The organism is Streptomyces sp. RP5T (assembly GCF_003933965.1).
GTDB lineage: Bacteria > Actinomycetota > Actinomycetes > Streptomycetales > Streptomycetaceae > Streptomyces.
The window spans coordinates 1-16,894 of record NZ_RSAJ01000026.1 but is presented as its reverse complement, the minus strand read 5'-3'; the positions used below and the strand labels follow the sequence as shown (position 1 = coordinate 16,894).

The window sequence follows — 16,894 nt, the reverse complement described above, 5'->3', positions numbered from 1 at the left end:
GATGAGTTCCCAGGAGGTGACGACCATGGCCACGACCACGACGCTCGCCAAGGCCGACGAGACGGTCGAGTACGCCGCGCGTCTCGACCACGTCTCGAAGTCCTTCGCGGGACCGGGCGGACAGCAGCTCGTCCTGGACGACGTCAGCATCGACGTCGCGCCGGGCGAGTTCGTCACCCTCCTGGGAGCCTCGGGCTGCGGGAAGTCCACGCTGCTCAACCTGGTGGCGGGCCTCGACCGGCCCAGCGCGGGCGCCATCACCACCGACGGTCGGCCCGCCCTGATGTTCCAGGAACACGCCCTGTTCCCGTGGCTGACCGCGGGCAAGAACATCGAACTGGCCCTGAAACTCAGGGGAGTTCCCAAGCCCGACCGGCGCGGCAAGGCCGAGGAACTGCTCGAACTGGTCCGGCTGAAGGGCGCGTACGGCAAGCGGGTGCACGAGCTGTCGGGCGGTATGCGCCAGCGTGTGGCACTGGCCCGCGCACTCGCCCAGGAGAGCAGCCTGCTGCTGATGGACGAGCCGTTCGCGGCCCTGGACGCCATCACCCGGGACGTGCTGCACGACGAGATCACCCGGATCTGGGCGGAGACCGGCCTGTCCGTCCTGTTCGTCACCCACAACGTGCGCGAGGCGGTGCGGCTCGCGCAGCGCGTGATCCTGCTGTCCTCGCGCCCCGGCCGGATCGCGCGCGAGTGGACGGTCGACATTCCGCAGCCGCGCCGCATCGAGGACGCGCCCGTGGCCGAACTGGCCCGTGAGATCACCGAAGAACTGCGTGGGGAGATCCGCCGCCATGGCCAGCACTGACACGACACCGGCCCAGGACGCCGGGAGCGTAGAGGCGGGCCTCGACGCGCTGGAGCCCCAGGTCACCGGGCGCCCGAGCCTGCGGCAGACCCTGGTCGACAAGATCCTGCCGCCGGTCGTCGCGCTCGCGGTGGTCCTCGCGGTCTGGACGCTCCTCTACCCGGTCGTCGACGACCCGTCCAAGCTGCCCTCGCCGGCCGCCGTGGGCGCCACCTTCAAGGAGGCCTGGCTCCAGGGCAATCTGCTCGGCTACATCTGGACCAGCGTCTCGCGCGGCCTGCTCGGCTTCTTCTTCGCCCTGCTCATCGGCACCCCGCTGGGGCTGATCGTGGCCCGGGTGAAGTTCATCCGCGCGGCCATCGGCCCGATCCTGTCCGGTCTGCAGTCGCTGCCGTCGGTGGCGTGGGTGCCGCCGGCCGTGATCTGGCTGGGCCTGAACAACTCCATGATGTACGCGGTGATCCTGCTCGGCGCGGTCCCCTCCATCGCCAACGGCCTGGTGTCCGGTGTCGACCAGGTGCCGCCGCTGTTCCTGCGGGCCGGCCGCACGATGGGGGCGACGGGCGTCAAGGGCATCTGGCACGTCACGCTGCCCGCCGCGCTGCCCGGCTACGTGGCGGGGCTCAAGCAGGGCTGGGCGTTCTCCTGGCGCTCGCTGATGGCCGCGGAGATCATCGCCCAGTTCCCCGATCTGGGCGTGGGGCTGGGCCAGTTGCTGGAGAACGGCCGCACCAACAGCGACATGGCCATGGTGTTCGAGGCCATCCTGCTCATCCTGTTCGTCGGCATCGCGATCGACCTGCTGATCTTCAGCCCGCTGGAGCGGTGGGTGCTGCGCAGCCGCGGTCTGCTGGTGAAGGGCTGATATCCCGTGAAGCCTGTCCTCCTGGTCATCGCCCACGGCAGCCGCGACCCGCGGCACGCCGCGACGGTGCACGCCCTGGTGCGCAGGGTGCGTTCGCTGCGCCCGGACGTTCGGGTGGAGACGGGCTTCCTGGACTTCAACATCCCGTCCGTGCAGGGGGTGCTGGAGTCGCTCGCGGCGGAGGGTGTCCGTGACGTCGTGGCGCTGCCGCTGCTGCTGACGCGGGCGTTCCACGCGAAGGCGGACATCCCCGCGGTCCTCAGGGACGCGCCGCCGCAGCTGCGGATCCGGCAGGCGGAGGTGCTGGGCCCGTCCCCGCTGCTGTTGTCGGCGCTCGAACGGCGCCTTTACGAGGCGGGGTTGACGCCCGCCGACAAGTCCTCGACCGGGGTCGTGCTGGCCTCGGCGGGGTCCTCCAACCCGGAGGCGATCGCAGTGATCGCTGACATCGCGCGGGAGTGGCGGCACACCGGTTGGTGCGCCGTGCGGCCTGCGTTCGCCTCCGCGGCCCTGCCCCGCACCGAGGACGCGGTACGGGAACTGCGGGCCCTCGGCTGCGCGAAGGTGGCCGTGGCCCCCTACGTCCTCGCCCCCGGGTTCCTGCCCGACCGCATCGCGCGGGGCGCGGCGCAGGCGGACGTCCTGGCCGAGGTGCTCGGGCCCGCGCCGGAGGTGGCCCGGGTGCTGCTGCGGCGCTACGACAGCGCGTCGGCGCGGCCGCTGCTGAGGGTGAGCGCGTGAGGCTCCGCCACGAGGCGGCGCTGCGCTGCTACGGCCGTGACGGCTTCCCCGCGGCGGCCTCGGCCTCGTCGGCCAGCCGGACCAGCTCCGCCACCGGCATCGACCCGGCCTGCCGACGTTCGCGGGCATAGGTGGTGGCGAGCCGCTGGAGGAGTTCGTTCAGCGGGGTCGGTACGCCGTGCAGGCGGCCGAGGAGGACGATCTCGCCGTTGAGGTAGTCGGCCTCGACGGTGCCGGTGCCGCGGGTGAGCGACTGCCAGGAGGAGCCCCCGCCGCGCGGGGCGCCGTCGAGGGGCCGCAGGGTCACCTTGTCGCCGCGCAGCGCGCGCTGTTCGTCAGCGCTCGCACAGGCGATCTTGGCCGCGTCGAGGACGGCCCTGCCCTCGGTCCGCACCCGGTCGACGAGCGCGAGGGCCGCCTCGCTCTCGACGGGCCCGGTGACCGCCTCGACGGCGTTGGCGAGGTTGGACAGCAGCTTGGCGTACTGCCAGCGGGCGAGGTCCGGCACGACCGGCGCCTCGAACCGCGCCTTCTCCAGGTCGGCGGCGATCCGGTGGGCGGTCTCGTCGGTGCCGTGCGGGTGGACGCCCAGGTGCAGGATGCCGGTGAGCGGGCTGCCCGCGGCGGAGACGGTCCCGGGTTCGACGAAGGTCGCCGGCAGCCAGACGCAGACGCCGTACACGTGCCGGAAGCGGCGCAGGGCCATGCGCTGCCCCTCCACGCCGTTCTGCGCGCACAGCAGCGGCAGCCGCTCGGCCGCCGTGCCGCCGCCCTCGACCGGGGCCGGACCCCAGGCGTCGAGGGCGCCTTCGGTGTCCTGGGTCTTCACGGCGAGCACGAGCACGTCGTCGGCGCGCAGGTCCCCCAGTCCGGCCGGACCGTCCACCACCGGCAGCCGGTACGTGAACTCGCCCTCCGGCACGCGCAGCCGCAGTCCGCCGGCCCTGAGCGCGGCGTGGTGGGCGCCGCGCGCGACCAGGACGACCTCGTGCCCGGCCCCCGCGAGCCGCCCGCCGACGGCCCCGCCGACCGCTCCTGCCCCGATGATGACGTAGCGCATGGGAGGAGCCTCGCACACCGTCATCCCGTGAACGGAGTCGCCTGGTGGAAGTAGAGCAGCCACCCGCTCGGGGTGCGCCGCCACAGCGAACTGCGGTGCGCCCGCCTGCCGTTGTGCTCGGTGTCGAAGGTGAGGTGGACGAGGTCCGGCGCGAGCACGACCCCCTTCATCCCGGTCGCCGTGACCGGACCGGCCTCCCGGTCCGTGGCCCCGGCGAGGGCGGCGATGATCGACGAGCGGTCCCAGTGGCGCCCGGACGCGCCGAACTCGTGGAACTCGGGATGCAGCAGCGCGCCCACCAGCTCCGGCGAGGAGCGGACCCCGGGGTCCAGGAGCCGCAACTCGCCCTGGACGGCGGCCGCCACGGCGGGGTCGCGGTCACTCACCGGTCATCTCCACCAGCTTGACGACGGTGTTCCAGTTGCGGCTGGTGGCGATCACGCCCTTGTTCAGCCGGGGCTTGGACAGGTGCTCGGCGAGCTTGGAGCGGCCGAGGCCGTTCGGGGCGTACAGGTACAGGGCACGGTCGCCCAGGCGGAAGTCCTCGGGGAGGTACGCGGCCCTGTCGATCTCCGCGAAGCGGTCCTCGCCGACGGGGGCGGAGAAGTAGGTGACGTGGAGCTGCTTGGCCTCCAGCTCGGCGGCCGGGAAGGGGCAGTCGTCGGCGACGGCCCTCAGATAGGCGTGGTCGCGGATGATCACGTCGACCGCGAAGCCGAACCGCTGCTCGATCGCGGCCGTGAGCTCGGCGGCCAGGGACTCCTCGTCACCGTGACCGGCGGTGAAGACGGCCTGCCCGCTCTGGAGGTAGCTGCGTACACCGTCGTGGCCGAGGTCTTCCATCAGCGCGCGCAGGTCGGCCATGGGGACCTTCCTGCTGCCGCCGACGTTGATTCCGCGCAGCAGCGCCGCGTACGTCGTCGTCATGCGCACACCATAGGACGCGGTGCCCGCGGACCCTGATCACCGCCCCGCACGAGGCCCGTTAGATGTAAGGGTCACGATCGTCCCCAGTGCGGAGGCCGCGCGGTCCCTCCGGAGGAGCCTGCGGTCCCCGCAGTTCACCGGAGAGCACGACGAGACGGGTTTATCCAGCTCATACCTTCGAAACGAAAGGTGACGGCAGGGGGCTGTCACCGCTCACGAGGGGGCAAGCCCGTCATGCGGAACGCAGACACAAGGGTGCGTGGCCTGGCCGCCCGGGCCGGCGGCTGGAGCGCACGGCACCGATGGGCTGCCGTCGGTATCTGGGTGCTGTTCGTCGTCCTGGCGATGGGACTCGGCTCGGCGGCCGGCCGGGTCGACGTCAAGGACAGCGACCAGCTCAAGGGGGAGACCCACACCGCGGCCAAGATCATCGAGGACGCGGGGATCGACGAGCCGGCCAGTGAGTCGGTGCTCATCCAGGCCAGGGAGGCGGGCGGCAAGGCGACCGACGCGGACTTCAGGGCGGCCGTCGACGCGGTCGTGAAGGCGGTCGAGAGCACCGGCGAGGTCACCGACGTCACCTCGCCGTACGACACGAGGACGATCTCCAAGGACGGCCGCAGCGCGCTGGTGCAGTTCGACATGCGCGGCGAGGCGGACACCGCCGGGGAGCGGGTCGAGCCCGTGCTGAAGGCCGTCGAGGGGGTGCAGAAGGAGCACGAGTCGCTGCGGATCGAGGAGATCGGCGGCGCCAGCATGATGAAGACGTTCGACGACGCGTTCGGCGACGACTTCCAGAAGGCCGAGCTCTCCGCGGTGCCGGTGGCCCTCGGCATCCTGCTGATCGCGTTCGGGGCCCTGGTCGCGGCACTGCTGCCGGTGCTGCTGGCGGTCAGCGCGATCATGGCGACGATGGGTCTGATGGGCATCGTCAGCCACGTCATGCCGATGAGCGACACCGCCAACTCCGTGATGCTGCTGGTCGGTCTGGCCGTCGGAGTCGACTACTGCCTGTTCTATCTGCGCCGCGAGCGCGAGGAGCGGCAGGCCGGTCGGGACTCGCAGACGGCTCTCAGGATCGCCGCCGCGACCAGTGGCCGCGCGATCATCGTCTCGGGTGTGACGGTGTGCGTGGCGATGGCGGGCATGCTGTTCACCGGGCTCGCCGAGTTCGAGGCGATGGGCCTGGCCTCGCTGATGGTCGTGGCGGTCGCCATGGTCGGTTCCGTGACCGTGCTGCCCGCCCTGCTCTCGCTGCTGGGCGAGCGGGTCGAGAAGGGCAAGATCCCGTGGCTGCACCCGGAGAGCCGGCTGCGCCGCAAGCGGAACGTCAACCGGGAGAGCCGTTTCTGGACGGCCGTGCTCAAGGGCGTCCTGGCCAAGCCCGTCGTCTCGGTGGTCGTGGCGGCCGGCGCGCTGCTCGCCGTCGCGGCGCCCGCGCTCGGCATGAAGACCCAGAACCTCACCCTGGACCAGGAGTTCGGCGACTCGCTGCCGATCGTGCAGACGTACAACCGGGTCAACGAGGCCTTCCCTGGCGGCTCCGAGCCGGCCGAGGTGGTCGTCAGGGCCGCCGACATCAACGCCCCCGAAGTCACCGGCGCGCTGGCCGACTTCAAGGCGAGGGCGATCTCCTCGGGCGCCTCGCGCGGCCCGGTCGAGATCAAGCTGCACGACGCGCAGAACCTCGCCTTCGTGTACGTCCCGCTGGTGGGCGGCTCCGACCTGGACCAGGCCGGCCGGAGCCTGGACAAGCTGCGCGACGAGGTACGTCCGGCCACGCTCGGCAAGGTCGACGGTCTCCAGGCGCCGATCACCGGACAGGTCGCCGGCTCCAAGGACTTCAACGACCAGCTGGCCGGCGCGGTCGTCCCGGTGTTCGCGTTCGTCGTGGTCTTCGCCTTCGCGCTGATGCTGCTGTCGTTCCGTTCGCTGACGATCGCGATCACCTCCATCGTGCTCAACCTGCTGTCGGTGGGCGCCGCCTACGGCATCCTCGTCGCGGTGTTCCAGCACGGCTGGGGCGCGTCCCTGGTGGGCGCGGAGGGCGTCGGCGCCATCATCACCTGGCTGCCGCTGTTCCTCTTCGTGATCCTGTTCGGCCTGTCGATGGACTACCACGTCTTCGTGGTCTCGCGGATCCGCGAGGCACGCCTGCGGGGCCGTACGACGAAGGACGCGATCCAGCACGGTGTGGTCACCACGGCCGGCGTCGTCACCAGCGCCGCGGTCATCATGGTCGCCGTGTTCGCGATCTTCGGGACGCTGTCCATGCAGTCCATGAAGCAGATGGGCGTGGGTCTCGCGGCCGCGGTGCTCATCGACGCGACGATCATCCGGGGTGTGCTGCTCCCCGCGGTCATGGCCCTGCTCGGCGAGCGCAACTGGTACCTGCCGAAGTGGCTGCACCGGCTGCCGGACCTCACCCACGACGAGGCCGCGGACGCCGTGGTGACGCCCGCGGCGCGGGACGACGAGGGTGAGCCCCTGAGGGTCTGAAGCCGCGAGGCTTGGACAACCCCTCTGAACTGAGGGCCCGTTGGTCACCGGGGAGCCAACGGGCCCTCACTCATGCCCGGTGCGCCCGCAGTTCCGCCTCGATGAGATCGGCGGCCCTGTGCGTGCCGCCCTCCTGGGCCATCTCCGCCTGGACCTCCTTGAGCCTGCGGGCGACCTCGGGATCGTCGACTAGTGCGAGGGCGGCCTCGCGCAGTGCCTTCGCGGTGGCCTCCTCCGTGTCGATCCGGCGGGCCACCCCGAGCCCCTGGAGCATGTCGGCGTTGCCGAACTGGTCCACGGCCTGCGGTACGGCGATCATCGGCGTGGCGGTCGCGAGGCCCTCCTGGCTGCCGCCCGCGCCGGCGTGCGTGACGAACAGGTCGGCCTCGCTGAGGACCGCCAACTGCGGTACCCAGGAGCGCACTTCGACGTTGTCCGGTACGGCGCCCAGCTCGGCCGGGTCCACGTGCGTGCCGATCTGGAGCACGAGGTGCCAGCCGGGGAGGTCAGCGAACGCGCCGAGACACTCCCTGTAGAAGTCGGGCCGCTTGGTGAAGGCGGAGCCGAGGGAGACGAGAGCCACCTTCCGGGCCGTCTCCGGGCGCCGCCACTCCCCCTGGGGCGCGCGGTCCCCCTGACAGGCGCCGACGAAGGTGTAGACGCTCTCGTCGACCCGGTCGGCGTTCGGCTGGAGCGCCCTGGGGATCAGGACGAGGGAGCGGTCGGGCCGCCCGACGAAGGCATCCGGATGCAGGTCGATCCCGTTCTCCCGCAGCCAGCTCTCGAAGCGGGCGTAGTAGGCCTGCCCCCGCGCGGTGCTCCTCGGTCCGGCCCACAGGGGCTCGGCGACCTCCACCTCGTAGCCCTGCCAGGCGACCAGGTTCGGTGAGAGGGAGATCGCGGGCACGCCCCAGCGGTGGGCCAGGACGCGGGCCGGGTAGGCGGTGATGTCGTGCAGGACGAGATCCGGTTCGTCGCCCTCGTACGCCTCGGCGAGCTGCGGCAGGGCCTGCATCGCATCGGCGAGGAAGAGCTCCACGTGGTCGAGCAGTTCGGCGCCCCAGGCCGACGGGTCGTCCTCGGGCCCGGGGAGCGTCGAGTTCCACGGCTTCACCTCGGCCCCGGTCCCGGCGACCTTCTCCGCGAACAGGGGCGGGACGGCGTACGTTACCCGGTGCCCGCGCGCCACGAGCTCGCGGACCACCTCGAGGCTGGGGTTCACGTGGCCGTGGGCGGCGATGGAGAACATGGCGATGTGTGAGGTCATGGAGACCACCCTGCACGAGACGAGACGTCTCGTGCAACTCAATTGCGGTACGGCGCTTCTCCCTCCTGTCAGCGCTGGTAGCGGGCCAGCACCAGGTTCCCGTCCTCCTCCAGGCGGCTGCGCAGCTCACCGAGGCCGATCGCCCCGCTGTAGTACTCCTGGAAGGCGGGGGTGGCGACCTTGTCCTTCCATTCCGGATAACCCCGCACGGACTGCGCGGGCGCCGGCCGCAGGTGGGACGCGAGCGCGGTGCCCGTCGCCCAGCCGTCCTTCGCGGTGCGCAGGGCGGGGTCCTTCAGCGCCTCGGTCCCGGTGGGCAGCATCCAGTCCCCCAGCGCCAGCCGGACCATGTTCCTCGGCCGGAGCAGGAAGTCGATGAACTCGGCGGCCTCCTTCTTGTGCGGGCTGTCCTCGGCGACGGACAGGGTCTGCGGGCTGACGCCCTGGGTGAGCCCGTCGGCACCGGCCGGGGCGGGCAGCACCCGCCACCGGAAACCCTTGGGGGCCTGCTGGGCGATCTGCTGACGGTAGGAGAACCCGAGCGGCACCATCGCGTACTTGCCGCCGAAGAAGCCGGGCAGGGTGTCGGACCCGCCGCTGCCGAGCGTGGTGGGCGAGGCGCTGTGGTCGGTGTTCGCCTGGTCGTGGATGGTGCGGGGCACGGTCTCGTCGGCCTTCTCGAAGCGGATGGCGACCTTTCCGTCGGCGCCCCGGTGGAAGAGCCGTCCGCCCGCCGACAGCGACAGGTTGAGGGTCGCGGAGACAGGCTCCTTGAGCGGCCAGGCCACACCGTATCTGCCGTCGCCGCTGAGCTGCCCGGTGATCCTCCTGAACTCGGCCCAGCTCCAGGGATGTTCGGGGGTGGGGATGCGTACGCCGGACCCCTTCAGCCACTCGGCGTTGGCGACGAGGACGCGCGGCTCCTGGAGGAACGGGACGCCGTAGACGCCGTCGCCGAAGGTGGCCGTCTCCCAACTCTGTTGCGGGATATCCGACTTGAGCCGCTCGGGCAGCAGGGTGGTGAGGTCCGCGAGGTAACCGCCGTAGGCGAAGTCCGCGAGGTCGTCGGAGGCGTCGTGGATGACGTCGGGCGCCTCGCCGCCCTCGAACGAGGTGAGCAGCTGGTCGTGGACACTGTCCCAACTCCCCTGCACGTACTCGATCCTGACATCGGGGTGCGCCGCGTTCCACTCCCGCACGAGGTCCTTGTTGGCCTCGACCGACTCCTCCTGCCAGGCCAGGGACTGGAAGCGCAGGGTGACGCGACCGTCCTCCGACGCGCTCGTGCCGGTGCACCCGGCCAGGAGCAGCAGGAGGACTCCCGCGAACCATCGTGTGCGCATCAGCTCTTCACCGCCCCGGCCACCAGGCCTCCCGTGATACGGCGTTGGATGATCGCGAAGACGACCAGCGAGGGCAGGGTGGCGAGGAAGGCGGCCGCCGCGAGCGGGCCGAGGTCGGCGACGCCCTCCGCGCCGATGAAGTGGGTGAGGACGACCGGCAGGGTCTGCTTCTCCGCGGTCTTCAGCAGCACCAGCGCGAAGAAGAACTCGTTCCACGCGGTGATGAACGCGAACAGCGCCGTCGCCGCGATCCCCGGCGCGAGCAGCGGCGCCGTCACCGACACCAGGGTCCTGAGGCGCCCGGCCCCGTCGACGGCCGCCGCCTCCTCCAGTTCGGCCGGCACCGCGCGGACGTATCCGACGAGCATCCACAGCGCGAACGGCAGCGCCCACACGACGTACACCAGCACGAGTCCCGCGAGGGAGTTGACCAGCCGCAGGTTCTTCAGCACCAGGAACAGCGGGATGATCACCAGCACGAGCGGGAACGCCTGGCTGACCACCACCCAGCCCGTGGCGGCATTCGCGAGCCGGGTGCGGTGGCGGGCCATGACGTAGGCGAGCGGAGTGGCGATCATTACGGCGATCACGGCGGCGGTGAGCGCGGCGAGCAGGGAGTTCCCGGCGGCGCGCAGCAGGGGCTGTTCGTCGAAGGCCTGGCGGAAGTTGTCGAGGGTGGGGTCCCGGGGGATCCAGGTGGGATGCAGACTGCCCAGTTCCCGCGGGGACTTGAAGGCGGTGGAGACCAGCCAGAGGAAGGGGAAGGCCAGGAAGACGAGATAGGCGAGGAGGGCGGCGTACTGGCCGGCACGGCCGGAGGCGCTGGTCCTCATGCCCCGTCACCTCCCCGGAGGCGGCCGACGAGGAAGAGGGCGAGGATGAGGGAGACGACGGCGACCATCACACAGCCCATCGCGGCCGCGTAGCCGAACTGGCCGTAGCGGAAGGCCTCTTCGTAGGCGAAGAGCATGGGCAGCCGGGTGCGGCCGCCGGGCCCGCCGCTGGTCAGGACGTAGACCAGGGCGAACGAGTTGAAGTTCCAGATGAAGTTGAGCGCGGTGATCGCGAGCGCCACCGGTCTGAGGGCGGGCCAGGTGACCGTGCGGAATCTGCGCCAGGCGCCCGCGCCGTCCATCGCCGCCGCCTCGTGGAGTTCGCGCGGGGTGTTCTGGAGGCCGGCGAGCAGGGTGACCGTCGTCTGCGGCATCCCGGCCCAGACGCCGACGACGATCACGGCGGGCAGGGCGGTGGACAGGCCGCTGAGCCAGTCCCGGCCGTCGCCGAGGCCGAGGCCGCGCAGGGTCTCGTTGAGGACACCGGCGTCCGGGTTGTAGACGAGGCGCCACATGACACCGACGACGACCTCGGGCATGGCCCAGGGGATGATCGCGAGGGCGCGGGCGAGCCAGCGCAGCTTGAGGTCCTGGTCCAGCAGGAGTGCGAGGCCGAGCGCCAGCAGGAACTGCGGCACGGTCACGCCGACCGCCCACACCAGGCCGATCCGGAACGACTCCCAGAACAGCGTGTCGTGCAGCAGGTCCTGGAAGTTGAGGCCGCCGATCCACTGCGTGGCCCGGGTCCGGCCCGACTGGGCGTCGGTGAAGGCCAGCAGGATCCCGTACAGCAGCGGCCCCACGCTCAGCACCAGGATCGGGACCAGCGCGGGCAGCACCAGGAACCAGGCCCCGCGGTCGGAAGGGCGGCGGTCCCCCTCGGCGCGCGGCGCGCCCCGTGCCGACCGCTCCCTCGCGGTCACCAAGGTCACGTCATCGGCTCCTTCACCCTGCTCGTGCCGATCCGGCCCTCCCGGCCCGGGCTCCGTCATGGTCGTGAAGGGGGTATGCGCCGTCAAGGCAGCGCGCACACCGTCCTACCTGTACGAATGCGAGACTGGCCGATGGATGGCGCGAACTCGACGCCGTTCGCGGTGGCAATACACAGGCATGCGGGACATGTCAGGACCGGGAGGCCGGACGATGGACGAGGCACGGGCGCGGGACGTACTGGCCGCGGCGGGCTTGCCCGCGGGGCCGGCGGAGCTGCTGGCCCTCGGGGAGAACGCCGTGTTCGCCGCCGGTGACCTGGTCGTCAAGGTGGGGCGGGACGCCGAACTCCTCGACCGGGCACGGCGTGAACTGGCCGTCGCGGTGTGGCTGGCGGAGGCCGGGGTGCCCGCGGTGCGGGCGGCCGAGCCCGAGGCACGGTTGGTGGAGGGGCACCCGGTGACGGTGTGGCACCGGCTTCCCGACGCCGTACGGTCCGCCGAGGCACGGGATTTGGCCGAACTGCTGCGGGTCGTGCACGCCCTGCCCACGCCGTCCTTCGCCCTGCCCCCGCGTGAGCTGCTGGGCGGTGTCGAGCGCTGGCTGCGGCTCGCGGGCGACGCGATCGACCCCGCCGACGCGGCGTACCTGCGGGAGCGCAGGGACGGTTTCGCCGCGGCCGCGGCCGCGGTGACACCGCAGCTGCCGCCGGGGCCGATCCACGGGGACGCGCTCCCCCGCAATGTGCACGTGGGGCCGGACGGGCCGGTTCTCGTCGACCTGGAGACGTTCTCCTCGGATCTGCGCGAGCACGACCTGGTGGTCATGGCGCTGTCCCGCGACCGCTACGGTCTTCCGGCCGAGGCCTATGACGCGTTCACCGCCGCGTACGGGTGGGACGTGCGGGAGTGGGAGGGGTGTGCGGTGCTCCGGGGTGCCCGGGAGACGGCCAGCTGTGCGTGGGTCGCCCAGCACGCGCCGGCCGATCCCAAGGCGCTGGCGGAGTTCGAGCGCCGGGTCGCCTCGCTGCGGGACGGGGACGAGACGGTGCGGTGGTATCCGTTCTGACGGACGGCCGGTCCCCTCGGGTTCGGGCGGGCGGCCGGACTCAGTCACCTGATCGTTGGATGGTCCGTCCCGCTGTCCTCAGCTCGGTCAGCACGCGGCGGACCGCTCTTCTCGCCGTCCTCTCCGGGCGGTGGAGGGCGTCGATGTGGCGGTTCGCCCGCACCCCGCTCAGCGGCAGCAGGACCAGCGCCGGATGCCGGCGCGTCGTGTAGCGGGGCATCAGCGCCAGGCCGCCGCCCGCCGCGACCACCTCCGCCGCCACCGCGAACTCGTTGATGCGGTGGGCCAGGTGCGGGCGGTGGCCCGCGGCCGCCGCGATCGCCTCGATGGTGGCCATGACCGGGAAGCCGTCGTGGACGGTGATCCAGGGTTCGCCGGCCACGTCCGCCGGGGTCACCCGGCGTCCGGCCGCCAGCGGGTGGTCGGCGGGCATGGCCACGTCCAGGGGCTCGCGCAGCAGCGTCGTGGCCGTCACCGTGGGCGGCCAGGCGGGGGCGTGGTCGAGACGGTGGGCCAGGACGATGTCGTACTCGCGGGTGAGGCGGGGGAAGTCCTCCTGCGGGACGTCCTCGTCGGCCAGCCTCGGCACCGGGGCTCCGGGGCCCGCGAGGGCGCGCAGCAGCAGCGGGAAGAAGGCCGCGCCCGCGCTGTGGAAGGCCGCCACCGAGACCTCGCCGTCGGGCCGGTCCACGAACTCCTCGACCGTGTGCCGGGCCCGGGCCAGTGCCGTCTCCACCTCGGCGGCCGCGCCCGCCAGCGCCTGCCCGGCGTCGGTGAGCACCAGCCGCCTGCCGTCGCGCTCGGTCAGCGGTACCTTCACCGACCGCTGCAACAGCCTGAGCTGCTGAGAGATCGCCGATGGCGTCACCAGCAGCGCCTCCGCGACGGCGGTGACGCTGCCCAGCTCACCGAGTTCCCGCAGAATCCGCAGCTGTCGTTCGTCCACCAGGACAGTGTAGGAGCGCTAAAAGATCGTTGAAGAAACTGGCTCTGGGCTTCAGGGATGGATCGGTGCAGGGTGGGCGGGTGTCCGACGCCCGCCGTACCGACGTGGTACTCCTGCTGGTCGCGATCGTCTGGGGTTCGAGCTATCTCTCCGCCCAGACGGCGACGTCCGCCCTGCCTGTCCTGCTGGTGCTCCTCGCCCGCTACGCCCTGTCCGCGCTCGCCTGCCTGGGAGTCGCCGCCCTCCCCGGGCGCGGCCCCCGCCGGTGGAGCCGCGAGGAACTGCGGGCGGGGGTGCCCCTCGGACTCACCCAGGCCGCCGTCCTGGTCGTCGAGACCTACGGCGTCGCCCACACCAGCGCCGCCAACGCCGGGCTCATCATCAGCCTGACCATCGTCCTCACCCCCCTCCTGGACCGCACAGGTCACCGGGGCGCTCTGCCGCCCGTGTTCTACGCGGCCGCCGGTGTGTGCGTCCTGGCCGTGGCACTCCTCATGGCGGGCAACGGCTTCCACGCGCCCCGCCTCGGCGACCTGCTGATGCTGGGAGCCGCCGTAGTCCGGGCGGGCCATGTCGCCCTGGTCGGACGGCTCACCGCGGGCCGGGCGGTACGGCCGCTGCACCTCACCACCGTGCAGACCCTCGTCGGCACGGTCCTGTTCCTCCCCCTGGCCGCGCGCGACCTGCCCACCCTGGCCCACGCGACCCCGGCGACCTGGACACAGCTGCTCTATCTCGCCCTGTTCTGCAGTGTGTTCGCCTTCCTCGCGCAGACCTGGGCCGTGCAGCGCACCTCGGCCAGCCGGGCCAGTCTGCTGCTGGGCACCGAGCCGATCTGGGCCGCGGCGGCGGGAGTCGCCCTGGGCGGTGAGCACTTCACCGTACTGACCGGGCTCGGAGCGGTCATGATGATCACCGGTACCTACTGGGGGCAGTCCGTGGAGCGCGCCCACCGCGCAACCGGCCTGCCCCGCACCGACGTTCACCCCATCGAAGAGGACACCCGATGCCCGGCGACGACGCCTCCGACCCGTACGACACCTACGACCGTCTGATCGCGCTGCTCGACACCTCCGGTGTCGACCACCGGCTGATCGACCACGCTCCCGAGGGCAGCACCGAGGCCGTGTGCGCGCTGCGCGGGCATCCCGCCTCCGAGGCCGCGAAGTGCATCGTGCTGCGGGTGAAGGTGGACCGCCGGACCACCCGGCACGTCCTCGCGGTCGTCCCCGGGGACCGGCGGGTGGACCTGGACGCGGTCCGGGGGCTGTACGGGGCGCGCTATGCCGGCTTCAGCGACGCCGAGACCGCCGAGCGGCTGGCCCGCGCGATTCCCGGCACGGTGCTGCCGTTCAGCTTCGATCCCGCGCTGGAGGTCGTCGCCGATCCGGAGGTCGTGAAGCAGCCCCGGCTGTACTTCAACGCCGCCCGCCTCGACCGGTCGCTGTGCATGTCGGGGGCCGACTACGAGCGCCTGGCCGCCCCCCGGGTGGAGCCGGTCGCGGCGGCGGGGTGACGCGCGCCGCGGTGAGGTGTTCTCACACGGTCTCGTCGGCGGGCTCGCGCAGCGGCCAGGTGCCGTCGACCACCGCGCTCGCGTCGCCCTTGCGGCGCAGGAAGTCCTGGAAGTCCGCGGCCCATTCGGCGTACCACTCGATCTGACGGCGGTGCAGGTCCGCCGGGCCGAGGGCGGCGACCTTGGGGTGCCGGACGGCTATCGCGCAGGCCAGCCGGGCCGCGGCGAGGGCGTCGGCACCGGCGTCGTGAGCGGTGTCGAGGGCGATGCCGTACTCCGTGCAGACCGCTTCGAGGTTGCGCTTGCCGCGGCGGTAGCGGTCCACCGAGCGGTCGATGGTGTACGGGTCGATGACCGGTGCCGGGTCGAGGCCGCCCAGGCGCTCGCGCAGGGACGGCAGGCCGTACCGGCGCAGTTCGGCGGAGAGGAGACTCAGGTCGAAGGCGGCGTTGTAGGCGACGACCGGGACGCCCGTCCTCCAGTAGGCCGTGAGGACGTCCGCGACGGCGTCGGCGACCTGGTCGGCGGGGCGGCCCTCGGCGGCCGCCCGCTCATTGCTGATGCCGTGCACCGCCACGGCGTCCGCCGGGATCTCCACGCCGGGGTCCGCCAGCCACTCCCGGCGCCCCAGCGGCTGCCCGTCCCTGACCTCGATCACGGCGGCCGTGACGATGCGCGCCTCGTGCGGATCGGTGCCGGTGGTCTCCAGGTCGAAACCGATCAGCAGCTCCCGGTGCCAGCCCATGGGCGGTCCCCCTTCTTGGTGGTGCTTTCCCCCAGTGGTCTCCACCTTCCCATGTGCCACTGACAATCAGAGGATCGCATTCCGCTTGGCGCCGACACGGTCCGGGACACTTCAGGACACCGGACGCGAATCCGCCCAGTTCGTCTCGAACTCCTCGCGGTAGGTGGGGAAGAGGCCGCTGTCGTCCACATCGCCGGCCTTGACGACCCGGTTGCCGTTGCGCAGCACCAGGACGGGAGCCTCCATTCCCCGCGAGCGCCGCAGGTAGGACTGCACGACCGCGATCCCGTCCGAGCCGTCGCCGTCCACGAGGTAGGCCGTGAAGCGCGGGGTGTCGTCGTAGACCTGGATCTCGAAGGCGCCCGGGTCGCGGAGCCTGGAGCGGACCCGGCGCATGTGCAGGATGTTCATCTCGACGGCGCGGCTCAACTCGCCGCGCTTCATGCCGAGTTCGCGCTCGCGCCGCTTGACCGCGCTGGAGGCCGGGTTCAGGAACAGCAGCCGCACCCGGCAGCCGGCCTCGGCCAGGCGCACCAGACGGCGGCCGGAGAAGTTCTGCACCAGGAGGTTGAGGCCGATGCCGACGGCGTCGAGGCGGCGGGCGCCGCCGAAGATGTCCTCGGCGGGGAACTGCCGCAGCAGCCGCACCCGGTCGGGGTGCACGGCCACCACGTCGGCGTACCGGTCGCCGACCAGGTCCTCGACCGCGTCGACGGGCAGTCGCCGGGCGGAGGGCACGTCGCCGCCCGCGCCGAGCATCTCCAGGAGCTTGGCGGAGGCGCGCTCGGCCTGGCCGAGGACCGCCTCGGACAGGGCACGGTTGCGGGAGACGACGTTGCGGGTCACCTCCAGCTCGTCCAGGGCCAGTTCGACGTCCCGGCGGTCGTCGAAGTACGGCTCGAAGCACGGCCAGTGCTGCACCATCAGCTCACGGAGCTGGGGCAGGGTGAGGAAGCTGAGGACGTTGTCGTCGGCGGGGTCGAGCAAGTAACCCTTGCGGCGGCTGACTTCGCGCACCGCGACCGCGCGCTGCACCCACTCCTGTCCGGCGGGCCCCGCGGCGGCGACCACCCAGTCGTCGTGGCCGTGGACGGGTTCGTAGATGGGACGCAGAACGGCGGCCACGACCGCTCGCAGCCGCTGTTCCACGAGGTTCAGCCAGATGTAGGCCCGGCCGGCCCGCTGTGCGCGCGTACGCACCTCGCGCCAGGCGTCGGCGTCCCAGTCCAGCTCCGGCCCGATCGTCGCTCCCGCGTCCATCGGCCGTGCCAGGGACACCGTGCCGGGCGGGGCGTCTGCGGAGTTCCCCTCGTGACCCTCGTCACCAGGGGGCAACTCCAGCC

General features: G+C 72.0%; 16 protein-coding genes and 1 pseudogene. 7 read left to right on the top strand and 10 right to left on the bottom strand.

The window, feature by feature from the left end; genetic code table 11:
• Nucleotides 1-25 precede the first annotated feature (25 nt).
• Genes EHS43_RS04990 through EHS43_RS04980 form a run of 3 tightly spaced genes read left to right on the top strand, consistent with a single transcriptional unit; the run spans nt 26 to nt 2,417 of the window.
• The gene (locus tag EHS43_RS04990) at nt 26-811 is read left to right on the top strand and encodes an ABC transporter ATP-binding protein (protein ID WP_125189302.1); all 786 of its coding nucleotides are present in this window, start codon (nt 26-28) and stop codon (nt 809-811) included.
• The gene (locus tag EHS43_RS04985) at nt 798-1,676 is read left to right on the top strand and encodes an ABC transporter permease (protein WP_125189301.1); all 879 of its coding nucleotides are present in this window, start codon (nt 798-800) and stop codon (nt 1,674-1,676) included. The genes EHS43_RS04990 and EHS43_RS04985 overlap by 14 nt, the downstream gene beginning before the upstream one ends.
• A 6-nt stretch (nt 1,677-1,682) precedes the next feature.
• Nucleotides 1,683-2,417 (top strand): sirohydrochlorin chelatase, encoded by a 735-nt coding sequence (locus EHS43_RS04980; RefSeq protein ID WP_125189300.1) that lies wholly within the window; start codon nt 1,683-1,685, stop codon nt 2,415-2,417.
• A 28-nt stretch (nt 2,418-2,445) separates the two neighbouring features.
• Here EHS43_RS04980 and EHS43_RS04975 read toward each other — a convergent pair whose 3' ends face one another.
• Genes EHS43_RS04975 through EHS43_RS04965 form a run of 3 tightly spaced genes read right to left on the bottom strand, consistent with a single transcriptional unit; the run spans nt 2,446 to nt 4,404 of the window.
• A complete protein-coding gene (locus EHS43_RS04975) occupies nt 2,446-3,477 on the bottom strand; it encodes a ketopantoate reductase family protein (RefSeq protein ID WP_125189299.1) in 1,032 nt (343 codons plus the stop codon).
• 20 nt (nt 3,478-3,497) lie between these two features.
• Nucleotides 3,498-3,863 (bottom strand): DUF4440 domain-containing protein, encoded by a 366-nt coding sequence (locus EHS43_RS04970; protein ID WP_125189298.1) that lies wholly within the window; start codon nt 3,861-3,863, stop codon nt 3,498-3,500.
• A complete protein-coding gene (locus EHS43_RS04965; RefSeq protein WP_125189297.1) occupies nt 3,856-4,404 on the bottom strand; it encodes a DUF1697 domain-containing protein in 549 nt (182 codons plus the stop codon). Before EHS43_RS04965 ends, EHS43_RS04970 begins: the two co-directional genes overlap by 8 nt.
• A 234-nt stretch (nt 4,405-4,638) precedes the next feature.
• Here EHS43_RS04965 and EHS43_RS04960 point away from each other — a divergent pair, with 234 nt between their 5' ends.
• A complete protein-coding gene (locus EHS43_RS04960) occupies nt 4,639-6,903 on the top strand; it encodes an MMPL family transporter (RefSeq protein ID WP_125189296.1) in 2,265 nt (754 codons plus the stop codon).
• Nucleotides 6,904-6,973: 70 nt separating this feature from the next.
• Here the strand turns inward: EHS43_RS04960 and mgt are convergent.
• The 4 genes and pseudogenes from mgt to EHS43_RS04940 form a co-directional block, all read right to left on the bottom strand.
• A pseudogene (gene mgt, locus EHS43_RS04955) lies at nt 6,974-8,213 on the bottom strand (macrolide-inactivating glycosyltransferase).
• 25 nt (nt 8,214-8,238) lie between these two features.
• Nucleotides 8,239-9,513, bottom strand: coding sequence for an ABC transporter substrate-binding protein (locus tag EHS43_RS04950; RefSeq protein ID WP_125189294.1), 1,275 nt, complete (start codon nt 9,511-9,513; stop codon nt 8,239-8,241).
• Nucleotides 9,513-10,346: a carbohydrate ABC transporter permease gene (locus tag EHS43_RS04945; RefSeq protein ID WP_125189293.1), complete on the bottom strand. Its 834-nt coding sequence runs from the start codon at nt 10,344-10,346 to the stop codon at nt 9,513-9,515. The genes EHS43_RS04950 and EHS43_RS04945 overlap by 1 nt, the downstream gene beginning before the upstream one ends.
• Nucleotides 10,343-11,278, bottom strand: coding sequence for a carbohydrate ABC transporter permease (locus EHS43_RS04940; RefSeq protein ID WP_125189292.1), 936 nt, complete (start codon nt 11,276-11,278; stop codon nt 10,343-10,345). The genes EHS43_RS04945 and EHS43_RS04940 overlap by 4 nt, the downstream gene beginning before the upstream one ends.
• Before the next feature lie 211 nt (nt 11,279-11,489).
• On the opposite strand from EHS43_RS04940, the gene EHS43_RS04935 reads away from it, so the two are divergent.
• Entirely contained in the window at nt 11,490-12,344 is an 855-nt protein-coding gene (locus EHS43_RS04935) for a phosphotransferase enzyme family protein (RefSeq protein WP_125189291.1), read from the top strand.
• 40 nt (nt 12,345-12,384) lie between these two features.
• Here EHS43_RS04935 and EHS43_RS04930 read toward each other — a convergent pair whose 3' ends face one another.
• Nucleotides 12,385-13,290 carry a LysR family transcriptional regulator gene (locus EHS43_RS04930; protein ID WP_125189290.1) on the bottom strand — a complete coding sequence of 302 codons (906 nt, stop codon included), beginning with the start codon at nt 13,288-13,290 and terminating at the stop codon, nt 12,385-12,387.
• Nucleotides 13,291-13,370: 80 nt separating this feature from the next.
• On the opposite strand from EHS43_RS04930, the gene EHS43_RS04925 reads away from it, so the two are divergent.
• Both EHS43_RS04925 and EHS43_RS04920 read left to right on the top strand, forming a co-directional pair.
• Nucleotides 13,371-14,345: a DMT family transporter gene (locus EHS43_RS04925; RefSeq protein ID WP_125189289.1), complete on the top strand. Its 975-nt coding sequence runs from the start codon at nt 13,371-13,373 to the stop codon at nt 14,343-14,345.
• Nucleotides 14,297-14,806, top strand: coding sequence for a YbaK/EbsC family protein (locus EHS43_RS04920; RefSeq protein ID WP_125189288.1), 510 nt, complete (start codon nt 14,297-14,299; stop codon nt 14,804-14,806). The genes EHS43_RS04925 and EHS43_RS04920 overlap by 49 nt, the downstream gene beginning before the upstream one ends.
• 22 nt (nt 14,807-14,828) lie before the next feature.
• On the opposite strand, the gene EHS43_RS04915 is transcribed toward EHS43_RS04920, so the two are convergent.
• Together EHS43_RS04915 and EHS43_RS04910 are read right to left on the bottom strand one after the other, a co-directional pair.
• Nucleotides 14,829-15,551, bottom strand: a complete 723-nt coding sequence (locus tag EHS43_RS04915; RefSeq protein ID WP_125189287.1) for a 3'-5' exonuclease — start codon at nt 15,549-15,551, stop codon at nt 14,829-14,831.
• 111 nt (nt 15,552-15,662) lie between these two features.
• Nucleotides 15,663-16,892, bottom strand: coding sequence for an SAV2148 family HEPN domain-containing protein (locus tag EHS43_RS04910; protein WP_260470390.1), 1,230 nt, complete (start codon nt 16,890-16,892; stop codon nt 15,663-15,665).
• Between the last annotated feature and the right edge of the window lie 2 nt (nt 16,893-16,894).